The sequence below is a fragment of the Pseudomonas sp. TH34 genome, assembly GCF_016650865.1.
GTDB classification, from domain to species: Bacteria; Pseudomonadota; Gammaproteobacteria; order Pseudomonadales; family Pseudomonadaceae; genus Aquipseudomonas; species Aquipseudomonas yamanorum.
The window spans coordinates 284277-303121 of the sequence record NZ_JAEKFB010000033.1 but is presented as its reverse complement, the minus strand read 5'-3'; the positions used below and the strand labels follow the sequence as shown (position 1 = coordinate 303121).

Genomic DNA, 18845 nt, shown 5'->3' with positions numbered 1-18845 from the left:
GTAAAAATGAAAACACCGCCTGGGGAGGCGGTGTTTTGTGTAGCGCGTGTCAGTTACGAGGCAATCAACTGCCGCAACACGTAGTGCAGGATACCGCCCGCCTTGAAGTACTCGACCTCATTCAGGGTGTCGATGCGGCACAGCACCTCGACCTTCTCGCTGCTGCCATCCTCACGGGTGATCACCAGCGTCAGGTTCATGCGCGGCTCGATCTCGGCGTGGGTCAGCCCGAGGATGTCGATCTTCTCCTTGCCGGTCAGCTTGAGTGCCTTGCGGTTCTGGTCCAGCTTGAACTGCAGGGGCAGCACGCCCATGCCTACCAGATTGGAGCGGTGAATCCGCTCGAAACTCTCGGCGATCACCGCCTTGACCCCCAGCAGGTTGGTACCCTTTGCCGCCCAGTCACGGCTAGAGCCGGTGCCGTATTCCTGGCCCGCGATCACCACCAGCGGGGTGCCCGAGGCCTGGTATTTCATGGCGGCATCGTAAATCGGCATTTTCTCGCCGGTAGGGATGTAGATCGTGTTGCCGCCTTCCTCACCGCCGAGCATTTCGTTGCGGATGCGGATGTTGGCGAAGGTGCCGCGCATCATCACTTCATGGTTGCCGCGACGTGAGCCGTAGGAGTTGAAGTCCCGCGGTTCGACGCCTTGCTCGCGCAGGTATTTGCCGGCCGGGCTGTCGGTCTTGATGTTGCCGGCAGGAGAGATGTGGTCGGTGGTCACCGAGTCCCCCAACAGTGCCAGCACGTTGGCGCCCTTGACGTCCTCGATCACCGGAAGCGGGCCGCCAATGTCGTCGAAGAACGGTGGGTGCTGGATGTAGGTGGAGTCCTTTTGCCAGACGTAGGTGGCGGCCTGCGGCACTTCAATGGCTTGCCACTGTTCGTCGCCGGCAAACACTTCGGCATATTCCTTGTGGAACATCTTGGTACTGACTTGCGCGACGGCGTCGGCGATTTCCTTGCTGCTGGGCCAGATGTCCCGCAGGTACACCGGTTTGCCGTCAGAGCCGGTACCCAGCGGTTCGCTGCTGATGTCCATGCGCACGGTGCCGGCCAAGGCATAGGCCACCACCAGGGGCGGGGACGCCAGCCAGTTGGTTTTCACCAGGGGGTGCACCCGGCCTTCAAAGTTACGGTTGCCCGAAAGCACCGACGCTACCGCCAGGTCGGCTTTCTGGATGGCTTTTTCGATCGGCTCGGGCAGCGGCCCGGAGTTGCCGATGCAGGTGGTGCAGCCATAACCCACCAGGTCGAAGCCCAGCTTGTCGAGGTATTGGGTCAGCCCCGCCGCTTTGTAGTAGTCGGTGACCACCTTGGAACCAGGCGCCAGGGACGTTTTCACCCATGGCTTGCTCTTCAGTCCTTTCTCCACGGCCTTTTTCGCCACCAAGCCCGCTGCCATCATCACGCTGGGGTTGGAGGTGTTGGTGCAGGAGGTAATCGCGGCGATCACCACCGCGCCGTTTTTCAGGCGATAGGTCTGGCCTTCGAAGTCGTAGTCGGCTTCACCGATCAGGTCGGCGTTGCCCACCGCAACACCACCGCCGCCTTCACTTTCCAGGCGGCCTTCTTCCTTGTTGGTGGGTTTGAATTGCAGGTCGAGGAAGTCGCTGAAGGCTTGGCCGACGTTCGGCAGGGAAACACGGTCTTGTGGGCGTTTTGGCCCCGCGAGGCTGGCTTCGACACTGCCCATGTCCAGTGCCAGGCTGTCAGTGAAGATGGGCTCCTGACCGGCGTTGCGCCACAGGCCCTGGGCCTTGGTGTACGCCTCTACGAGTTTGACGGTTTCCGCAGGACGGCCTGACAGGCGCAGGTAGTCCAGAGTCACGTCGTCCACCGGGAAGAAGCCGCAAGTGGCGCCGTATTCCGGGGCCATGTTGGCGATGGTGGCGCGGTCTGCCAGGGGCAGGTCAGCCAGGCCATCACCATAGAATTCGACGAATTTCCCGACCACGCCTTTTTTGCGCAACATCTGGGTGACGGTCAGCACCAGGTCGGTGGCGGTGATGCCTTCTTTCAGCTTGCCGGTGAGCTTGAAGCCGATCACTTCCGGGATCAGCATCGACACCGGCTGCCCGAGCATCGCGGCCTCTGCTTCGATCCCGCCCACGCCCCAGCCCAGTACGCCGAGGCCGTTGATCATGGTGGTGTGGGAGTCGGTGCCTACCAATGTGTCGGGGAAGGCGTAGGTGCGGCCATCTTCATCTTTCGTCCAGACGGTGCGGCCGAGGTATTCCAGGTTGACCTGGTGGCAGATGCCGGTGCCCGGCGGTACTACGCTGAAGTTGTCGAAGGCGCTCTGGCCCCAGCGCAGGAAGGCGTAGCGTTCGCCGTTGCGCTGCATTTCGATGTCGACGTTTTCCTGGAAGGCGCCGGTGGTGGCGAACTTGTCGACCATCACCGAGTGGTCGATCACCAAATCCACCGGTGACAGCGGGTTGATGCGCTGCGGGTCACCGCCGGCCTTGGCCACGGCGGCGCGCATGGCGGCCAGGTCGACCACCGCGGGCACGCCGGTAAAGTCCTGCATCAGCACCCGGGCGGGGCGGTATTGGATCTCGCGGTCGGAGCGGCGCTCCTTGAGCCAGGCGGCAATGGCCTTGAGGTCGGCGCCGGTGACGGTCTTTTCGTCTTCCCAGCGCAGCAGGTTTTCCAGCAGTACCTTGAGGGACATCGGCAGCTTGTCCAGATCACCCAGGCTCTTGGCGGCTTCGGGCAGGCTGAAGTAGTGATAGGTCTTGTCGTCGATCTGTAAGGTTTTAAGGGTTCTCAGACTATCAAGGGATGACATTACATGACTCCTTATGGTCCGCACGGCTACGGACCTGACGGGACGAACAGAGCTTACAAATTAGCCCTGTTTTAAGTAGCTGGCTAATTACTGGACTCTATCAATAAGTCCAAGGTTCCGAACTCGGCTATCATGCGCGCGTTTTCATGACAGGCATTGCGCTATAGCAAGCCCGTGATCCAGGAGAGTTGATGAACACCCTTTTTATGCACTGCCGCCCGGGTTTTGAAGGCGAAGTCTGTTCCGAGATCGCGGAACACGCCGCTCGCCTGAACGTTTCGGGCTACGCCAAGGCCAAGACCGGCAGCGCCTGCGCCGAATTTGTCTGCACCGAAGAAGACGGCGCCCAGCGCCTGATGCGCGGCCAACGCTTTGCCGAGCTGATCTTCCCAAGGCAGTGGGCGCGCGGGGTGTTCATCGATTTGCCGGAAACCGACCGCATCAGCGTGATCCTGGCGCACCTGCGGGATTTCCCGGTGTGCGGCAGCCTGTGGCTGGAGATGGTCGACACCAACGATGGCAAGGAGCTGTCGAACTTCTGCAAGAAATTCGAAGTGCACCTGCGCAAAGCGTTGATGGCCGCCGGCAAGCTGGTGGAAGACGCCAGCAAGCCGCGCCTGTTGCTAACCTTCAAAAGTGGCCGCGAAGTGTTCATGGGCCTGGCCGAGTCGAACAACTCGGCCATGTGGCCGATGGGCATCCCCCGCCTGAAATTCCCGCGGGACGCGCCAAGCCGCTCGACCCTGAAGCTGGAGGAGGCCTGGCACCACTTCATCCCCCGTGATCAGTGGGACGAGCGTCTGCACAGCGACATGACCGGCGTCGACCTCGGCGCAGCGCCTGGCGGCTGGACCTGGCAACTGGTCAACCGTGGCATGCTGGTGACCGCTATCGACAACGGCCCGATGGCCGAAAGCCTGATGGACACCGGCCTGGTGCAGCACTTGATGGCCGACGGCTTCATCTACACCCCCAAGCAGCCGGTGGACTGGATGGTCTGCGACATCGTCGAGAAACCGGCGCGTAACGCGGCCCTGCTGGAAACCTGGATTGGCGAGGGACATTGCCGCGAGGCGGTGGTCAACCTGAAGTTGCCGATGAAGCAGCGTTATGCCGAAGTGAAGCGCCTGCTTGAACGCATCGCGGAAGGCTTCAAGGAACGGGGTATTCGAGTGGAGATTGGCTGTAAGCAGCTGTACCACGACCGTGAAGAAGTGACCTGCCATTTGCGCCGGTTGGATGTGAAGAAGCCAAAGGCCCGGTAAACTGGCGGCCTGTTTCAGGAGTGAATGATGAGCGACATTTTTGACACCCCGGTCGACGGCACCCTGGACGCCACCGGCCTCAACTGCCCCGAACCGGTGATGATGCTGCACCAGCACATCCGTGACCTGGCGCCCGGCGGCTTGCTCAAGGTGATCGCGACCGATCCGTCGACCCGTCGCGATATTCCCAAGTTCTGCGTGTTTCTCGACCATGAACTGGTGGGCCAGCAGGAACAGGCGGGCACCTACCTGTACTGGATCCGCAAGAAGTCCGCTTAGGCCCGGCGAATCCGCTTGCGTGCACTGCGCACCAGGCGGATCACCAGCATCGCCGCCGCACAGCTCAGGCCCACGATCAGCCCCTGCCACAAGCCGCTCGGGCCGCGCGCCTGGCCCAGCCACTCGGTCAGCCCCAGCGCGTAGCCCACCGGCAAGCCCACGCCCCAATACGCAAACAGCGTCAGCACCATGGTCACCCGTGTGTCCTGGTAACCGCGCAACGCGCCGGCGGCCGTGACCTGGATCGCGTCCGAGAACTGAAACAGCGCCGCAAACACAATCAGCATCGCCGCCACCTGGATCACCAGCGGATCCTGGGTGTAGATGGTGGCGATCTGTTCGCGAAACAACAGCATCAGGCTGCAGGACAGGCAGGCATACACCAGCGCCGTGCCCATGCCGACACCTGCCGCGAAGCGCGCTTCACGGGGTTCGCCGCGGCCGAGGGCCTGGCCGACGCGCACGGTGACCGCCATGCTCAGGGAATACGGAATCATGAACACCAGCGAGCTGAAGTTCAGCGCAATCTGGTGCCCGGCCACCACCGTGGCGCCGAGGCTGCCGATCAGCAGCGCGATCACCGCGAAGATGCTCGACTCGGCAAACACCGCAATCCCGATGGGCAAACCAATGCTCAGCACGCGCTTGATCACCGACCATTGCGGCCAGTCAAAGCGCTTGAACAGCTCGCTGCTCTGATACACCGGCGCCCAGCGGGTCCAGGCGGCCAGGCCGAGCATCATCACCCACATCACGATCGCCGTGGCCCAGCCACAACCGATGCCGCCCATGGCCGGCACGCCGAAGTGGCCGTAGATGAACACATAGTTCAGCGGAATATTCAGCGCCAGCCCGCACAGGCCCATGACCATGCTCGGCCGCGTTCGGCCCAGGCCGTCGCTGAAGCAGCGCAACACGTAATACAGCGCAATGGCCGGCATGCCCGAGGCGATGCCGTGCAGGTAGCCCATGCACGGCTTGATCAGTTCGGGATCGACCTTCATCAGGTGCAGGATCGGTTCGGCGCTGATCAGCAACAGCAGCGCGGTAATTCCCACCACCAACGCCAGCCACATCGACTGGCGCACCAGCGGGCCGATTTCACCGTGGGTGCCGGCGCCAAAGCGTTGGGCAACTTTCGGTGTGGTGGCCAGCAGCGTGCCGGTCATCAGCAGGTACACCGGGATCCAGATGGAGTTGCCCAGGGCGACCGCCGCCAGGTCCCGGGAGCTGACACGCCCGGCCATCACGGCATCGACAAAGCCCATGGCGGTGGTCGCCAGTTGCCCGATCATGATCGGCAGGGCCAGGGCCAGCAGATTGCGCACTTCAAGGCTGACGCGGGCGGGGCGGGAGAGGGCGGTGGTGGTTGTGGCAGTGTTCACGTACGGATGTCCGATAGGGGGAGCGCAGGACGGCGCATTCTACGCCTTGACGTGTTGGTCAGGAAAAAACCTGTGTTGTGGATTTGTAAACACAGCCCAGCGCAAGTGTTGCTTTTTGTGGCGAGGGAGCTTGCTCCCTCACCACAAGGAAAACCGCTGTACACTGCTGATCCGCGAAAGGAGCCTGCCATGCTGATTGTTGCCGACGAAAATATCCCGCTGCTCGATGCATTCTTCGAAGGACTTGGCGAGATTCGCCGGGTTCCAGGCCGGTCCATCGACCGCGCGACGATCGAACAGGCCGATGTGCTGCTGGTGCGTTCGGTGACCAACGTCAACCGGGCTTTGCTCGAAGGCACACCCGTGCGGTTTGTCGGCACCTGCACTATCGGCACCGACCACCTCGACCTTGATTACTTCCAGCGCGCCGGCATCCAGTGGTCCAGTGCCCCCGGCTGCAACGCCCGTGGCGTGGTCGACTATGTGCTGGGCAGCCTGCTGACTCTGGCCGAAATCGAAGGCGCCGACCTGGCCCAACGCACCTATGGCGTGGTGGGTGCCGGTGAAGTCGGCGGGCGTCTGGTCAAGGTGCTCAAGGCGTTGGGCTGGAAGGTGCTGGTGTGCGACCCGCCCCGGCAAATCGCCGAGGACGGTGATTACGTCAGCCTGGAGCAGATTGTCGAGCAATGCGATGTGATCAGCCTGCACACGCCGCTGAACAAATCCGGCAACGGTTCCACCTGGCACTTGTTCGACCGCGAGCGCCTCAACCAGCTCAAGCCCGGCGCCTGGCTGATCAACGCCAGCCGTGGCCCGGTGGTGGACAACGCCGCCCTCAAGGAGGTGCTGCTGGAACGCGAAGACCTGCAGGCCGTGCTGGATGTGTGGGAAGGCGAGCCCCAGGTGGACGTCGACCTGGCCGACTTGTGTGTGTTGGCCACCCCGCATATCGCCGGCTACAGCCTGGACGGCAGGCAGCGCGGTACGGCGCAGATCTACCAGGCGTTATGCCGGTATCTTGGCCAGGAGGCGATCATTCAACTCAGCGACTTGCTGCCGGAGCCGTGGTTGGCCGAAGTTACCCTCAACGCCAATACCGACCCGGCCTGGGCGCTGGCGGCCCTATGCCGTGGCGTTTACGACCCGCGCCGTGATGACGCGGATTTTCGCCGCAGCCTGGTAGGCACCGTGGACGAGCAGCGCAAGGCGTTTGACCAACTGCGCAAGCTCTACCCGCCGCGGCGCGAGATTGAGGGTTTGAAGGTGCGAATCAGCGGCGACTCTGCGGCCTTGTCTAACATCGTGGCGGCATTGGGCGCGCAGGCAATCTGAAGGCATAAAAAACCCGGCCATCAAGGCCGGGTTTAAAAGAGCGTGGGCGATTCAGCCTCGCTTGGCAGGCTTGACCAATTTCTGTTCCAGTTCGGCGCAGGCGCTCTGGATCATCTCTTCGGTGATTTGCACTTCGCGGCCTTGAGCGTCGATGTACGAGCAAGGCAACTGCTGCGGTTGGCGGATCACTTCAATTTTGGCGTTGCTGCTGTTTTGCAAGGACATGGCCCGTCTCCTCATCAGGTTGTGTACCTACCTTAAAATCACTGCGTGACCGCGTTGTTACAACTCCTTGCGCGGTCAGCAGATCGAATGCCCAGTCCAGCAGAAACCGATACAAATTTCCAGCCAGGCCTTAGACCGATAGCCTCTAGGGGCTAGGTTCGGTAAGCATAATTAACCTGACTCATTGTGATTCGCTCAAGTTCCCCCCATGTAGTTACGTAGGTTCCCGTCTCCCACCCTCAGGTGAAACTCGCCATGCTCTCAGCCCGTCAACGCCGCGCGATTCGCCTGGCCAGCCGCTTCGTCGCTCCCTACCGCTGGCAGGCCCTGGGGGCCTTGTTGGCGTTGATCGTCACCGCTGGCATCACCTTGTCCATGGGGCAGGGCATTCGCCTGCTGGTGGACCAAGGCTTCATGACCCAGTCGCCGCACCTGCTCAACCAGTCCATCGGCCTGTTCATGATTCTGGTGCTGGGCCTGGCGGTGGGCACCTTTACGCGGTTTTACCTGGTGTCGTGGATCGGCGAGCGGGTGGTGGCCGACATCCGGCGGCAGGTGTTCAACCACTTGATCTACTTGCATCCGGGTTTCTACGAAAACAACCGCAGTTCGGAAATCCAGTCCCGGTTGACCACCGACACCACCTTGCTGCAATCGGTGATCGGCTCCTCGCTGTCGCTGTTCCTGCGCAACGCCCTGATGGTGATCGGCGGGATTGTGCTGTTGTTTGTCACCAACCCCAAGCTCACCAGCATCGTTGTGATCGCGCTGCCGCTGGTGCTGGCGCCGATTTTGATCTTTGGCCGCCGGGTGCGCAGCCTGTCGCGCCTGAGCCAGGACCGCATCGCCGACGTGGGCAGCTACGTGTCCGAGACCCTTGGCCAAATCAAGACGGTGCAGGCCTACAACCACCAGGTGCAGGACGAGCGGCGCTTTGCGGTGACAGTGGAGGAGGCGTTCACCACCGCGCGCAAACGCATCCTGCAGCGTTCGTGGCTGATTACCCTGGTAATCATGCTGGTACTGGGCGCCGTGGGCGTGATGCTCTGGGTCGGCGGCATGGACGTAATTAGCGGGCGGATTTCCGGTGGTGAACTGGCCGCGTTCGTGTTCTACAGCCTGATCGTCGGCAGTGCCGTCGGCACCTTGAGTGAAGTGCTGGGCGAGTTGCAACGAGCGGCCGGTGCAGCAGAGCGGATTGGCGAGTTGCTGCAGTCGAGCAACGAGATCAAGGCGCCCGAGGCAAACGTCGTCAAGCTGCCGGAGCGGGTCAGCGGCCGCCTGGAAGTCCAGGATTTGCGTTTCTCCTATCCGTCGCGCCCGGATCGTTTTGCTATCGACGGATTGAGCCTGAGCATCAATGCCGGTGAAACCCTGGCCCTGGTCGGCCCGTCGGGCGCGGGAAAATCGACGATCTTCGATCTGTTGCTGCGTTTCTACGATCCTCAGCAAGGCCGCATCCTGCTTGAAGGTCAGCCGCTGACCGAACTGGACCCGCTGGACCTGCGCCGCTGTTTCGCCCTGGTGTCCCAGAGCCCGGCGCTGTTCTTTGGCACGGTCGAAGAGAACATCCGCTACGGCAATCCATCGGCCACCTTTGCCCAGGTCGAAGAAGCGGCGCGCATCGCCCACGCCCACGATTTCATCCTGCAAATGCCCGACGGCTACCAGACCCACCTGGGCGACGGCGGCATGGGCCTTTCCGGCGGCCAGCGCCAACGCCTGGCCATCGCCCGGGCCTTGTTGGTGGATGCACCGATCCTGCTGCTGGACGAAGCCACCAGCGCGCTGGACGCCCAGAGTGAGCACTTGATCCAGCAAGCGCTGCCGCAGTTGATGGAAGGGCGCACCACCCTGGTGATCGCCCACCGATTGGCCACCGTGAAGAACGCCGACCGGATTGCCGTGATGGACCAAGGCAAGCTGGTGGCGGTGGGGACGCATCAGCAACTGATTGCGAGTAATCCACTGTACGCACGGCTGGCGGCGTTGCAGTTCAGTGATGGTGAATCGAGCACCCACTAAATCACCGCCCATAAAAAATGCCCGCATCTCTCAATGCGGGCATTTTTTATGGGACAGCGTTACTTACTGATCATCAAAATACCGCTCATGCCAATCCACCAGCGGCTGTGGCGCATTGAGCTTCTGCCCGTAGATCACCGAATAAGACAGCACGTTCTGCACATACTGGCGGGTTTCGTCGAACGGGATGCTTTCCACCCACACATCGAAACTCAGGTGATCGGCGCCGCGCAGCCATTGGCGTACACGGCCCGGGCCGGCGTTGTAGGCGGCGGTGGCGAGCACGCGGTTGCCGTTGAACTGGGCATGGACCTGGCTCAGGTACGCCGCGCCGAGCTGGATGTTCTTGTCCGGGTCGAGCACCTGCTGTTGCGAGGCCAGCGGGATGCTGAACTTGCGTGCGGTCTCTTTGGCGGTGCCGGGCATCAGTTGCATCAGGCCGGTGGCGCCGACGCCGGAGCGGGCGTCGTCCATGAAGGCGCTTTCCTGGCGGGTGATCGCAAACACCCAGCTTGAATGCACGCCACGGACCTTGGCTTCACGCACCAGAGTGTCGCGGTGGGCCATCGGGAAGCGGATATCCAGGTCATCCCAGTACTGCGCCTGGCTGATGGTGCGGATCGCCGGGAAGTACCATTTCATGTCATAGGCCAGCTTGGCCTGGGCGACCATTTCGTCTCGATTGAAGTGCCGGCTCACGTGGTACCACTCGCGACGGCCATCAACGATCTGGCCGCGGGCGTAGAACTCCAGGGCGCGGCGTACGCCCGGGGTGTTGCGCACCTTGTTCATCAGCGCCTGGCTCATCACCAGCGGCTTGTTGTTCAGTTGGTACGGCGACTGGGAGCGATCCGCCGCCAGGAAGCCGTAGAAGTCACGTTCCTTAGCCAGGCCCTTGTACATCACCAGGGCTTGCGGGTTTTTCGGCTCTGCCAGTTCCAGGCTGCGGGCCTGCCAGTAGCGCCAGCGGTTGGTGGTGGCCAGGTCCTGTGGCAGCTTGCGGGTCAACTGGTAGGCGTCTTCCCATCGCGCCAGGCGCAGCAGCAGGCGCAGGCGCCATTCGGAAACGGTGTTGTCCCGTAGTTCCGGATCGTATTTGGTCATCACGTCGAGGGCGCGCGGGTCGTAGCGGCGCGCCAGGGTCAGGCCGATTTCCCGGGCGATCGACACTTTTTCGTCACGAGAGAAGTGCATGCTGCTGGCATAACCGTCGAGCAGGGCCATGGCCTTGTCCGGGTCCTGGCGGGCCAGGCGGCGAAGGCCCAGGCCGACGGCGTCGGACATCGCCTCGTTGGCCGGCAGGAAGCGCGACGGGGCGCTGAGCATGTCGGGCTTCTGCGCCACGTCTACCATCAGGCGGCCTTGGGCGCCGAGGGTCGGCAGGGTTTTTACCAGGCTGTTGGCCAGCGGGTAGTTGCGGGCTTCGGCGGCGAGTTTGGCGCGGTCCCAGATTTTCTGTTCGGTCAGTTGGCCGTCGGCGGCCCACTGGCCAAAGGTCGCATCACAGGCAGCAGGCTGGGATTTACCGGTCAGCCACAGCTTCTCGGTGGTTTTATAACCTTCGGCTTTTTGGTTATGGGTCAGCTGGAACTGGCCGTGCAGGCAGTCCAGTTCGACGAAATTGAGTTTTGGGTCGTAGTACTTTTCAAAGGTTTGCCAGTCGCCACGGTCGGCCAGCCAGCGCAACCAGCGCAGTTTCATCCAGTTGGCCTGGGGCAGGTCGCCGTTCTTGGCGAGGAATTGTTCGATTTCCTCGTTGCTCGCGGTTTTCAGGCGCGCGGTCAGTTCGTCGTAGGCCAGGTATGGCGTCAACGGGTAGTCGGCCAGGGCCTGGCTGTACTGGAAGTACGGGCCGCTGTCGCCTTTGGCGAGGGCTCGTTTGGCTTCATCGTAATATTGACGTTGGGTGGTGAGGTCCACGGCCTGGGCGGATTGAACGGCGGTGGCAGAAAGAAGCAGACAAGATAAAAAGCTGAAAAGGCGACTGCGCATGAGACGTCCGTGCAGAGAAATCTGGACTAGTGCCGACGTCGCCGACACTGATTGCCCCTAGCTTAGCCTTTTGGCTGCAACCGGTGAAAGCTTTGCCGGTCGCTTCGTTCAAGTTCATCTGAAATGTCCAACAGAACATGTCAACGGCGAAAATGCCGGCCGCCTCGCGCCCTAAGTCAGGTAGAATGCGCGCCCAGTTTTTGGAGAAGCGTATGACCCTGCTCAAATTCAGCGATGTGTCCCTTGCTTTCGGCGCTATGCCGTTGTTGGACAAGGTGTCCTGGCAGATCGCCCGTGGTGAGCGGGTGTGCATCATCGGCCGTAACGGCACCGGCAAGTCCAGCATGATGAAGCTGGTAAAAGGCGACCAGAAGCCCGATGACGGCTCTGTCTGGCGCGCCCCGGGCCTCAAGATTGGCGAATTGCCGCAAGAATTGCCGGTGGCCGACGGACGGACAGTGTTCGACGTGGTCGCCGAAGGCCTCGATGGCGTGGGCGCATTGCTCGCCGAATACCATCACCTGGCACAGAACTGCGTCACTGAAGAAGACCTGGACAAGCTGATGCACGTCCAGCAAGACCTCGAAGCCCGTGACGGCTGGCGCCTGCAGCAATTGGTCGACAGCACCCTGAGCCGCCTGCAACTGCCGGCCGACAAGACCCTCGCCGAATTGTCCGGCGGCTGGCGTCGCCGCGTCCTGCTGGCCCAGGCCCTGGTTTCCGAACCGGATCTGCTGCTGCTCGACGAACCGACCAACCACCTGGACATCGGCGCAATCGCCTGGCTTGAAGAAGCCCTCAAGGATTTCCAGGGCGCCGTCCTGTTCATCACGCACGACCGTTCTTTCCTGCAAAACCTCGCCACACGCATTCTCGAACTGGATCGTGGCGGCCTGATCGACTGGAATGGCGACTACGCCAGCTTCCTGGTGCATAAAGAAGCTGCACTGTCCGCCGAAGAAACCGCCAATGCGCTGTTTGACAAAAAGCTGGCTCAGGAAGAAGTCTGGATCCGCCAGGGTATCAAGGCCCGTCGCACCCGTAACGAAGGCCGCGTACGCGCCCTGAAAGCCTTGCGCGTTGAGCGCAGCGAGCGTCGCGAGCGCACCGGCAAGGCCAACATTCAGCTGGATACCGCCGACAAGTCCGGCAAGCAAGTGATGGTCCTGGAAAACGTCAGCTTCCATCACCCGGACGGCCCGTTCCTGATCAAGGACTTCTCCATGGTCCTGCAGCGCGGCGACCGTATCGGCCTGCTCGGCGCCAACGGTACCGGCAAGACCACCTTGCTCAAGCTGATGCTCAATGGCCTGCAACCGACCAGCGGCACAGTGGAAGAGGGCACGCGCATCGACGTGGCCTACTTCGACCAGTTGCGTCACCAGTTGGACCTGGAAAAAACCGTGATCGACAACGTCGCCGAAGGTCGCGACTTTATCGACATCGACGGCCAGAGCCGCCACGTATTGAGCTACCTGGGCGACTTCCTGTTCAGCCCGCAGCGTGCACGGACACCGGTTAAAGCCTTGTCTGGTGGTGAGCGTGCGCGCCTGCTGCTGGCCAAGCTGTTCAGCAAACCAGCCAACCTGCTGGTGCTCGACGAACCGACCAACGACCTCGACGTTGAAACCCTGGAACTGCTGGAAGAGGTCTTGCTGACCTTCAACGGTACCGTGCTGATGGTCAGTCACGACCGGGCTTTCCTCGACAACGTGGTCACCAGCACCCTGGTCTTTGAAGGTGAGGGCAAGGTGCGTGAATACGTCGGTGGTTATCAGGACTGGCTGCGTCAGGGCGGTTCGCCGCGCCTGCTGGGCGTGACCGAAAGCAAATCCGGCAAGGCTGACCTGACCTCGGCCGTGGTTGCCCCGGTGGCTGCTGCTCCTGCCCCTGCGCAAGAAGCGCCTGCGGCCAAGAAGAAGCTCAGCTACAAGCTGCAACGCGAGCTGGAAGCACTGCCGGGCGATATCGATGCCAAGGAACAGCAGATCGCTGCCGTTGAAGCTGAAATGGCGGACGCGGGTTTCTATCTGCGCCCTGCTGCCGAAACCGCCAAGGTGATTGCATCCCTCGAGCAGTTGAACAGCGAGCTGGAAGCCCTGGTTGAGCGCTGGGCCGAGCTGGATGCCTGAGTGATTCAAGCGCAATAAAAAACCCGGCGCTCATTTGTATGAGCGCCGGGTTTTTTGTATGAAACGCGGTTCAAATGTGGGAGCGGGCTTGCTCGCGAATGCGGTGTGTCAGTCCATATATTTGTCGACTGATCCACTGCTTTCGCGAGCAAGCCCGCTCCCACACAAGCCCGCTCCCATATTAAATTGCTGTTGGTCTTACGAGCTCTTTACCAGTTTCACTGCCAGCACATCGCAAGGTGCGCCGTGCAGCACGTCATTGGCGGTGGAGCCCAGCAGCAGGGCCAGCCCGTGGCGGCCATGGCTCCCGACCACGATCAGGTCGCAACCTTGTTCCTTGGCCAGGTGGTGGATTTCCTGGCGCGGCTGGCCGTAGGTCAGGTGGCTCTGGTCTTTTTTCAGGGCGGGGTACTTGTTGATCAGTCGATCAAGGCGTTCCTTGGCCTGGTCGAACTGCTGCTGTTGCAGCTGGGAAAGGTCCATTGGCACGTCGCCACCAAAGGCCATGGCCATCGGTTCGACGATATGCACCAGGGACAGCTTCACCGAATCGCCTGCAAGGCCTACGGCCCGCTTGATCACGGGGTCGCATTCTTCGGTCAGGTCCACGGCGACCAGAATATGTTCGTAGGGCATGAGGAGTTTCTCCAAAGGAAAGCGATAAGTTCAGTATGGCTTGTTTCAAGCGGATGGGGTTGCGTCAGGTCAAATCCGCTCATCAAGAAATTCGGGAGTACACATATGACGGTCTGGATAGTGGTGTCAATCCTTGCGCTGGTTTTGAGTCCGCTGGCGTGGCTGCGTCCTTCGCGCCATTCGAGCGGGCGCATGGCGTTACGCATGGAGGCGCGGCGCATCGGTTTGGCCATGCAACTGACACCTCAGGAGTGGCCGCACTGGCTCAAGCACGAGCCGCCGAGCCCGTGCGCGCAGTATCACCGGCCGCGACGCGGCACCAAGCTTGTGACCTGGAGTTATTGGCAGTTGGAACCGGGGGTGTGGGTCAATCAGTGGCAGGAAATCTGCGTTGATGAAAAGTTGTTGCCGCATTTTGCGACGCTGCCTGAGAACGTCTACAAAGTCGAAGCCGACAAGCAAATGATCACCCTGTACTGGGGCGAGAAGGGCGAGTTGAGCGTGTTGCAGGACATTGACGCGGTGCTCAAGGCGCTGGCCTGAGATTCCTGCAGGCATTAAAAAGCCCGAAAGCATCATCGGGCTGGAGTTGGCCAGGCAGGCCGGTAATTCGTTTTACGTGCCGCTAGCCTAGCCGCATATTCGGTTCTGTACAGCCCTTTAAATCATATTTCTCATTATTGATTTCGCGAATGATTAAACATTGGCGGGGCGATGCCGGCTGCTTCGGGTTCTGAAATGACTGAAAAGTCGCGTTTTAGCGGCCCTTTCGAGCGATTGACAATTCATCGGATTTGGCTGAAGGTGACGTACCCAAATCAAACGGGCGTATGAATTGAGCGTTTGTCTTTCAGACCGTTCGTACAGAATCCCGACTATCGCGTTGGCGGGTGTGCCTGGCAAATTGGCGTTAGCATCGACGGTAACGTCAGTGTCTACGCTGAATCCTGCGTCCGACGTGTACTGTTCAGCTTCCATATCGTGGAGATCAGTTGATGATTTACGAAGGTAAAGCCATCACGGTTAAGGCTCTTGAAAGTGGCATCGTCGAATTGAAATTCGACCTCAAGGGTGAGTCCGTCAACAAGTTCAACCGTCTAACCCTGAATGAATTGCGTCAGGCCGTAGACACCATCAAAGCAGATGCATCGGTCAAGGGCGTGATCGTCTCCAGCGGCAAGGACGTGTTCATCGTCGGCGCTGACATCACCGAATTCGTCGACAACTTCAAGCTGCCCGATGCCGAGCTTGTGGCTGGCAACCTCGAAGCCAACAAGATTTTCAGCGATTTCGAAGACCTCAACGTGCCGACCGTTGCCGCGATCAATGGCATCGCCTTGGGTGGCGGTCTGGAAATGTGCCTGGCCGCCGACTTCCGCGTGATGTCTGCCACCGCGAAAATCGGCCTGCCGGAAGTCAAGCTGGGTATCTACCCAGGCTTCGGCGGTACCGTGCGCCTGCCGCGCATCATCGGTGCCGACAACGCCATCGAGTGGATTGCCGCCGGCAAGGAAAACCGTGCTGAAGACGCGCTGAAAGTCGGCGCCGTGGATGCCGTGGTGGCTCCCGACAAGCTGGCAGAAGCCGCCCTGAACCTGATCAAAGGCGCCATCAGCGGCGAATTTGACTACAAGGCCAAGCGTCAGCCAAAGCTGGAAAAACTCAAGCTCAACGCCATCGAACAAATGATGTCGTTCGAAACCGCCAAAGGTTTCGTGGCTGGCCAGGCCGGCCCGAACTACCCGGCGCCGGTTGAAGCGATCAAGACCATCCAGAAGGCCGCGAACTTCGGTCGCGACAAGGCCCTGGAAATCGAAGCTGCCGGCTTCGTCAAACTGGCCAAGACTTCTGCGGCGCAGAGCTTGATCGGTCTGTTCCTGAACGACCAGGAACTGAAGAAAAAGGCCAAGGCCTACGACGAAATCGCCCGCGATGTGAAACAGGCTGCCGTACTCGGCGCCGGTATCATGGGTGGCGGTATCGCCTATCAGTCGGCGTCCAAAGGCACGCCGATCCTGATGAAAGACATCAACGAACACGGTATCGAACAGGGTCTGGCAGAAGCCGCGAAACTGCTGGTAGGCCGCGTGGATAAAGGCCGCATGACGGCAGCGAAAATGGCTGAAGTGCTTAACGGCATTCGTCCTACGCTGTCCTACGGCGATTTCGGCCACGTCGACCTGGTGGTCGAAGCGGTTGTCGAGAACCCGAAGGTCAAGCAGGCGGTACTGGCTGAAGTTGAAGCCCAGGTTAAAGAAGACACTATCCTGGCTTCCAACACCTCGACCATTTCCATCACCTTGCTGGCCAAGGCCCTCAAGCGTCCGGAAAACTTCGTCGGCATGCACTTCTTCAACCCGGTGCACATGATGCCGCTGGTGGAAGTGATCCGTGGTGAGAAGTCCAGCGAACTGGCCGTTGCCACCACCGTTGCCTATGCCAAGAAAATGGGCAAGAACCCGATCGTCGTCAACGATTGCCCGGGCTTCCTGGTCAACCGCGTGCTGTTCCCGTACTTCGGCGGTTTCGCCAAGCTGGTCAGCGCCGGTGTGGACTTCGTGCGCATCGACAAGGTCATGGAAAAATTCGGCTGGCCAATGGGCCCGGCGTACCTGATGGACGTGGTCGGCATCGACACCGGCCACCACGGTCGTGACGTAATGGCTGAAGGCTTCCCGGACCGCATGAAAGACGACCGCCGCTCGGCGATCGACGCGCTCTACGAAGCCAAGCGCCTGGGCCAGAAGAATGGCAAGGGTTTCTACGCTTACGAGACCGACAAGAAGGGCAAGCAGAAGAAAGTGGCCGACCCATCGGTTCACGAAGTACTCGCGCCGGTCATCTACGAACAGCGTGAAGTGTCCGACGAGGACATCGTCAACTGGATGATGATCGCCCTGTGCCTGGAAACCGTGCGCTGCCTGGAAGATGGCATCGTTGAAACCGCAGCCGAGGCCGACATGGGCCTGGTCTACGGTATTGGTTTCCCTCCATTCCGTGGTGGTGCGCTGCGTTACATCGATTCCATCGGTGTGGCCGAGTTCGTTGCCCTGGCTGATCAATACGCTGATCTGGGCCCGCTGTACCACCCGACTGCGAAGCTGCGTGAGATGGCCAAGAACGGCCAGAGCTTCTTCGGTTAAGTGCCCAGACGACTAGAGCGAGAATATTTATGAGCTTGAATCCAAGAGACGTCGTGATTGTCGACTTCGGTCGTACGCCGATGGGCCGCTCCAAGGGCGGCATGCACCGCAACACCCGCGCTGAAGACATGTCGGCGCACCTGATCAGCAAATTGCTGGAACGCAACGTCAAGGTCGATCCGAACGAAGTCGAAGACGTGATCTGGGGCTGCGTCAACCAGACCCTGGAGCAGGGTTGGAACATCGCCCGCATGGCTTCCTTGATGACGCAGATCCCGCACACCGCTGCCGGCCAGACCGTCAGCCGCCTGTGTGGCTCGTCCATGAGCGCGTTGCACACCGCTGCCCAGGCGATCATGACCGGTAACGGTGATGTGTTCGTGGTCGGCGGCGTGGAGCACATGGGCCACGTCAGCATGATGCACGGTGTCGATCCGAACCCGCACATGTCCCTGTACGCGGCGAAAGCCTCGGGCATGATGGGCCTCACCGCTGAAATGCTCGGTAAAATGCACGGCATTACCCGCGAAGCCCAGGATGCATTTGGCCTGCGTTCCCACCAGCTCGCCCACAAGGCGACCGTGGAAGGCAAGTTCAAGGATGAAATCATCCCGATGAACGGCTACGACGAGAACGGTTTCCTGAAACTGTTCGACTACGACGAAACCATTCGTCCGGACACCACCCTGGAAAGCCTGGCGGCCTTGAAGCCTGCCTTCAATCCAAAGGGCGGCACCGTGACAGCCGGTACTTCGTCGCAGATCACCGACGGTGCTTCGTGCATGATCGTGATGTCGGCCCAGCGTGCCCAGGACCTGGGCATCCAGCCGATGGCCGTGATCCGTTCGATGGCAGTCGCAGGTGTGGACCCGGCAATCATGGGCTATGGTCCAGTACCGGCCACACAAAAAGCATTGAAGCGCGCGGGCCTGACCATCTCCGATATCGACTTCTTCGAGCTCAACGAAGCTTTCGCCGCACAGGCCCTGCCAGTGCTGAAAGATTTGAAAGTGCTCGACAAGATGAACGAGAAGGTTAACCTGCACGGCGGCGCGATTGCCCTGGGTCACCCGTTTGGGTGTTCCGGTGCTCGTATCTCCGGCACGTTGCTGAACGTGATGAAGCAAAATGGCGGCAACCTTGGGGTTGCGACCATGTGCATTGGCCTCGGCCAAGGCATCTCCACCGTCTTCGAACGTATCTAAACGTTTCGCTGACGGAAGCCGGGGCCCAGTGCCCCGGTTTTTGTTTTTTGGAATTTTTTATATTTTTTTTTAACAAATTTTGTAAGAGGGCCAGAGCATGAAAGTCGAACCAGGGCTCTACCAGCATTATAAAGGTCCGCAGTACCGCGTTTTTAATGTGGCGCGGCATTCCGAGACCGAAGAGGAAGTGGTGTTTTACCAAGCACTGTATGGCGATTACGGCTTTTGGGTGCGTCCCTTGAGCATGTTCCTGGAGACCGTCGAAGTTGACGGCGAACAGGTCCCGCGCTTTGCTTTGATCCAGGTCGAACCCAGCCTTTTTTCCGCGCAATAAAGGCAGGCCGCGCAGAATGCTGCGCTTGACCTCACCTTGTTGCCACTATATATAGCGTTGCCGCGTCAGGCGCCAACCGCCTTTCACTTCTCGAATT

General features: G+C 60.6%; 14 protein-coding genes. 9 read left to right on the top strand and 5 right to left on the bottom strand.

The features are described from left to right. Positions 1–53 precede the first annotated feature (53 nt). Positions 54–2795 (bottom strand): aconitate hydratase AcnA, encoded by a 2742-nt coding sequence (gene acnA / locus JFU58_RS26960; protein WP_201142791.1) that lies wholly within the window; start codon positions 2793–2795, stop codon positions 54–56. 191 nt (positions 2796–2986) lie between these two features. Here acnA and rlmM point away from each other — a divergent pair, with 191 nt between their 5' ends. Together rlmM and tusA are read left to right on the top strand one after the other, a co-directional pair. Beyond that, a complete protein-coding gene (gene rlmM, locus JFU58_RS26955) occupies positions 2987–4060 on the top strand; it encodes a 23S rRNA (cytidine(2498)-2'-O)-methyltransferase RlmM (protein WP_003219000.1) in 1074 nt (357 codons plus the stop codon). A 27-nt stretch (positions 4061–4087) separates the two neighbouring features. Then, complete coding sequence (tusA, locus tag JFU58_RS26950; protein WP_063032275.1) at positions 4088–4339, top strand: sulfurtransferase TusA; 252 nt, start codon at positions 4088–4090, stop codon at positions 4337–4339. On the opposite strand, the gene JFU58_RS26945 is transcribed toward tusA, so the two are convergent. Then, entirely contained in the window at positions 4336–5724 is a 1389-nt protein-coding gene (locus JFU58_RS26945; protein WP_003218996.1) for an MATE family efflux transporter, read from the bottom strand. The genes tusA and JFU58_RS26945 overlap by 4 nt on opposite strands. Before the next feature lie 189 nt (positions 5725–5913). On the opposite strand from JFU58_RS26945, the gene pdxB reads away from it, so the two are divergent. Next, the gene (gene pdxB / locus JFU58_RS26940) at positions 5914–7056 is read left to right on the top strand and encodes a 4-phosphoerythronate dehydrogenase PdxB (RefSeq protein ID WP_063032273.1); all 1143 of its coding nucleotides are present in this window, start codon (positions 5914–5916) and stop codon (positions 7054–7056) included. 51 nt (positions 7057–7107) lie between these two features. Here pdxB and JFU58_RS26935 read toward each other — a convergent pair whose 3' ends face one another. After that, positions 7108–7281, bottom strand: a complete 174-nt coding sequence (locus tag JFU58_RS26935; protein WP_010176367.1) for a PA1571 family protein — start codon at positions 7279–7281, stop codon at positions 7108–7110. Between the two features lie 255 nt (positions 7282–7536). On the opposite strand from JFU58_RS26935, the gene JFU58_RS26930 reads away from it, so the two are divergent. Beyond that, positions 7537–9306: an ABC transporter transmembrane domain-containing protein gene (locus JFU58_RS26930; protein ID WP_201142790.1), complete on the top strand. Its 1770-nt coding sequence runs from the start codon at positions 7537–7539 to the stop codon at positions 9304–9306. A 63-nt stretch (positions 9307–9369) separates the two neighbouring features. Here JFU58_RS26930 and JFU58_RS26925 read toward each other — a convergent pair whose 3' ends face one another. Then, the gene (locus JFU58_RS26925; protein ID WP_201142789.1) at positions 9370–11298 is read right to left on the bottom strand and encodes a transglycosylase SLT domain-containing protein; all 1929 of its coding nucleotides are present in this window, start codon (positions 11296–11298) and stop codon (positions 9370–9372) included. A 212-nt stretch (positions 11299–11510) separates the two neighbouring features. On the opposite strand from JFU58_RS26925, the gene JFU58_RS26920 reads away from it, so the two are divergent. Beyond that, positions 11511–13430: an ATP-binding cassette domain-containing protein gene (locus tag JFU58_RS26920; RefSeq protein WP_063032268.1), complete on the top strand. Its 1920-nt coding sequence runs from the start codon at positions 11511–11513 to the stop codon at positions 13428–13430. Positions 13431–13628: 198 nt separating this feature from the next. On the opposite strand, the gene JFU58_RS26915 is transcribed toward JFU58_RS26920, so the two are convergent. After that, a complete protein-coding gene (locus JFU58_RS26915) occupies positions 13629–14066 on the bottom strand; it encodes a universal stress protein (RefSeq protein WP_003218985.1) in 438 nt (145 codons plus the stop codon). Positions 14067–14171: 105 nt separating this feature from the next. On the opposite strand from JFU58_RS26915, the gene JFU58_RS26910 reads away from it, so the two are divergent. The 4 genes from JFU58_RS26910 to JFU58_RS26895 all read left to right on the top strand — a co-directional run bounded on the left by JFU58_RS26910 (position 14172) and on the right by JFU58_RS26895 (position 18748). Beyond that, a complete protein-coding gene (locus JFU58_RS26910; protein ID WP_063032266.1) occupies positions 14172–14609 on the top strand; it encodes a hypothetical protein in 438 nt (145 codons plus the stop codon). A 452-nt stretch (positions 14610–15061) separates the two neighbouring features. Next, positions 15062–17209: a fatty acid oxidation complex subunit alpha FadB gene (fadB, locus tag JFU58_RS26905; protein ID WP_063032264.1), complete on the top strand. Its 2148-nt coding sequence runs from the start codon at positions 15062–15064 to the stop codon at positions 17207–17209. 29 nt (positions 17210–17238) lie between these two features. Next, the gene (gene fadA, locus JFU58_RS26900) at positions 17239–18414 is read left to right on the top strand and encodes an acetyl-CoA C-acyltransferase FadA (RefSeq protein ID WP_003218978.1); all 1176 of its coding nucleotides are present in this window, start codon (positions 17239–17241) and stop codon (positions 18412–18414) included. A gap of 97 nt (positions 18415–18511) precedes the next feature. Then, positions 18512–18748: a DUF1653 domain-containing protein gene (locus tag JFU58_RS26895; protein ID WP_010176359.1), complete on the top strand. Its 237-nt coding sequence runs from the start codon at positions 18512–18514 to the stop codon at positions 18746–18748. Positions 18749–18845: the final 97 nt, after the last annotated feature.

Coding starts and splice junctions, on each gene's coding strand:
- JFU58_RS26925 (WP_201142789.1), bottom strand. CDS start 11,298: ATGCGCAGTCGCCTTTTCAGCTTTTTATCTTGTCTGCTTCTTTCTGCC.
- rlmM (WP_003219000.1), top strand. CDS start 2,987: ATGAACACCCTTTTTATGCACTGCCGCCCGGGTTTTGAAGGCGAAGTC.
- JFU58_RS26920 (WP_063032268.1), top strand. CDS start 11,511: ATGACCCTGCTCAAATTCAGCGATGTGTCCCTTGCTTTCGGCGCTATG.
- fadB (WP_063032264.1), top strand. CDS start 15,062: ATGATTTACGAAGGTAAAGCCATCACGGTTAAGGCTCTTGAAAGTGGC.
- pdxB (WP_063032273.1), top strand. CDS start 5,914: ATGCTGATTGTTGCCGACGAAAATATCCCGCTGCTCGATGCATTCTTC.
- JFU58_RS26935 (WP_010176367.1), bottom strand. CDS start 7,281: ATGTCCTTGCAAAACAGCAGCAACGCCAAAATTGAAGTGATCCGCCAA.
- JFU58_RS26915 (WP_003218985.1), bottom strand. CDS start 14,066: ATGCCCTACGAACATATTCTGGTCGCCGTGGACCTGACCGAAGAATGC.
- JFU58_RS26895 (WP_010176359.1), top strand. CDS start 18,512: ATGAAAGTCGAACCAGGGCTCTACCAGCATTATAAAGGTCCGCAGTAC.
- JFU58_RS26910 (WP_063032266.1), top strand. CDS start 14,172: ATGACGGTCTGGATAGTGGTGTCAATCCTTGCGCTGGTTTTGAGTCCG.
- acnA (WP_201142791.1), bottom strand. CDS start 2,795: ATGTCATCCCTTGATAGTCTGAGAACCCTTAAAACCTTACAGATCGAC.
- tusA (WP_063032275.1), top strand. CDS start 4,088: ATGAGCGACATTTTTGACACCCCGGTCGACGGCACCCTGGACGCCACC.
- fadA (WP_003218978.1), top strand. CDS start 17,239: ATGAGCTTGAATCCAAGAGACGTCGTGATTGTCGACTTCGGTCGTACG.
- JFU58_RS26930 (WP_201142790.1), top strand. CDS start 7,537: ATGCTCTCAGCCCGTCAACGCCGCGCGATTCGCCTGGCCAGCCGCTTC.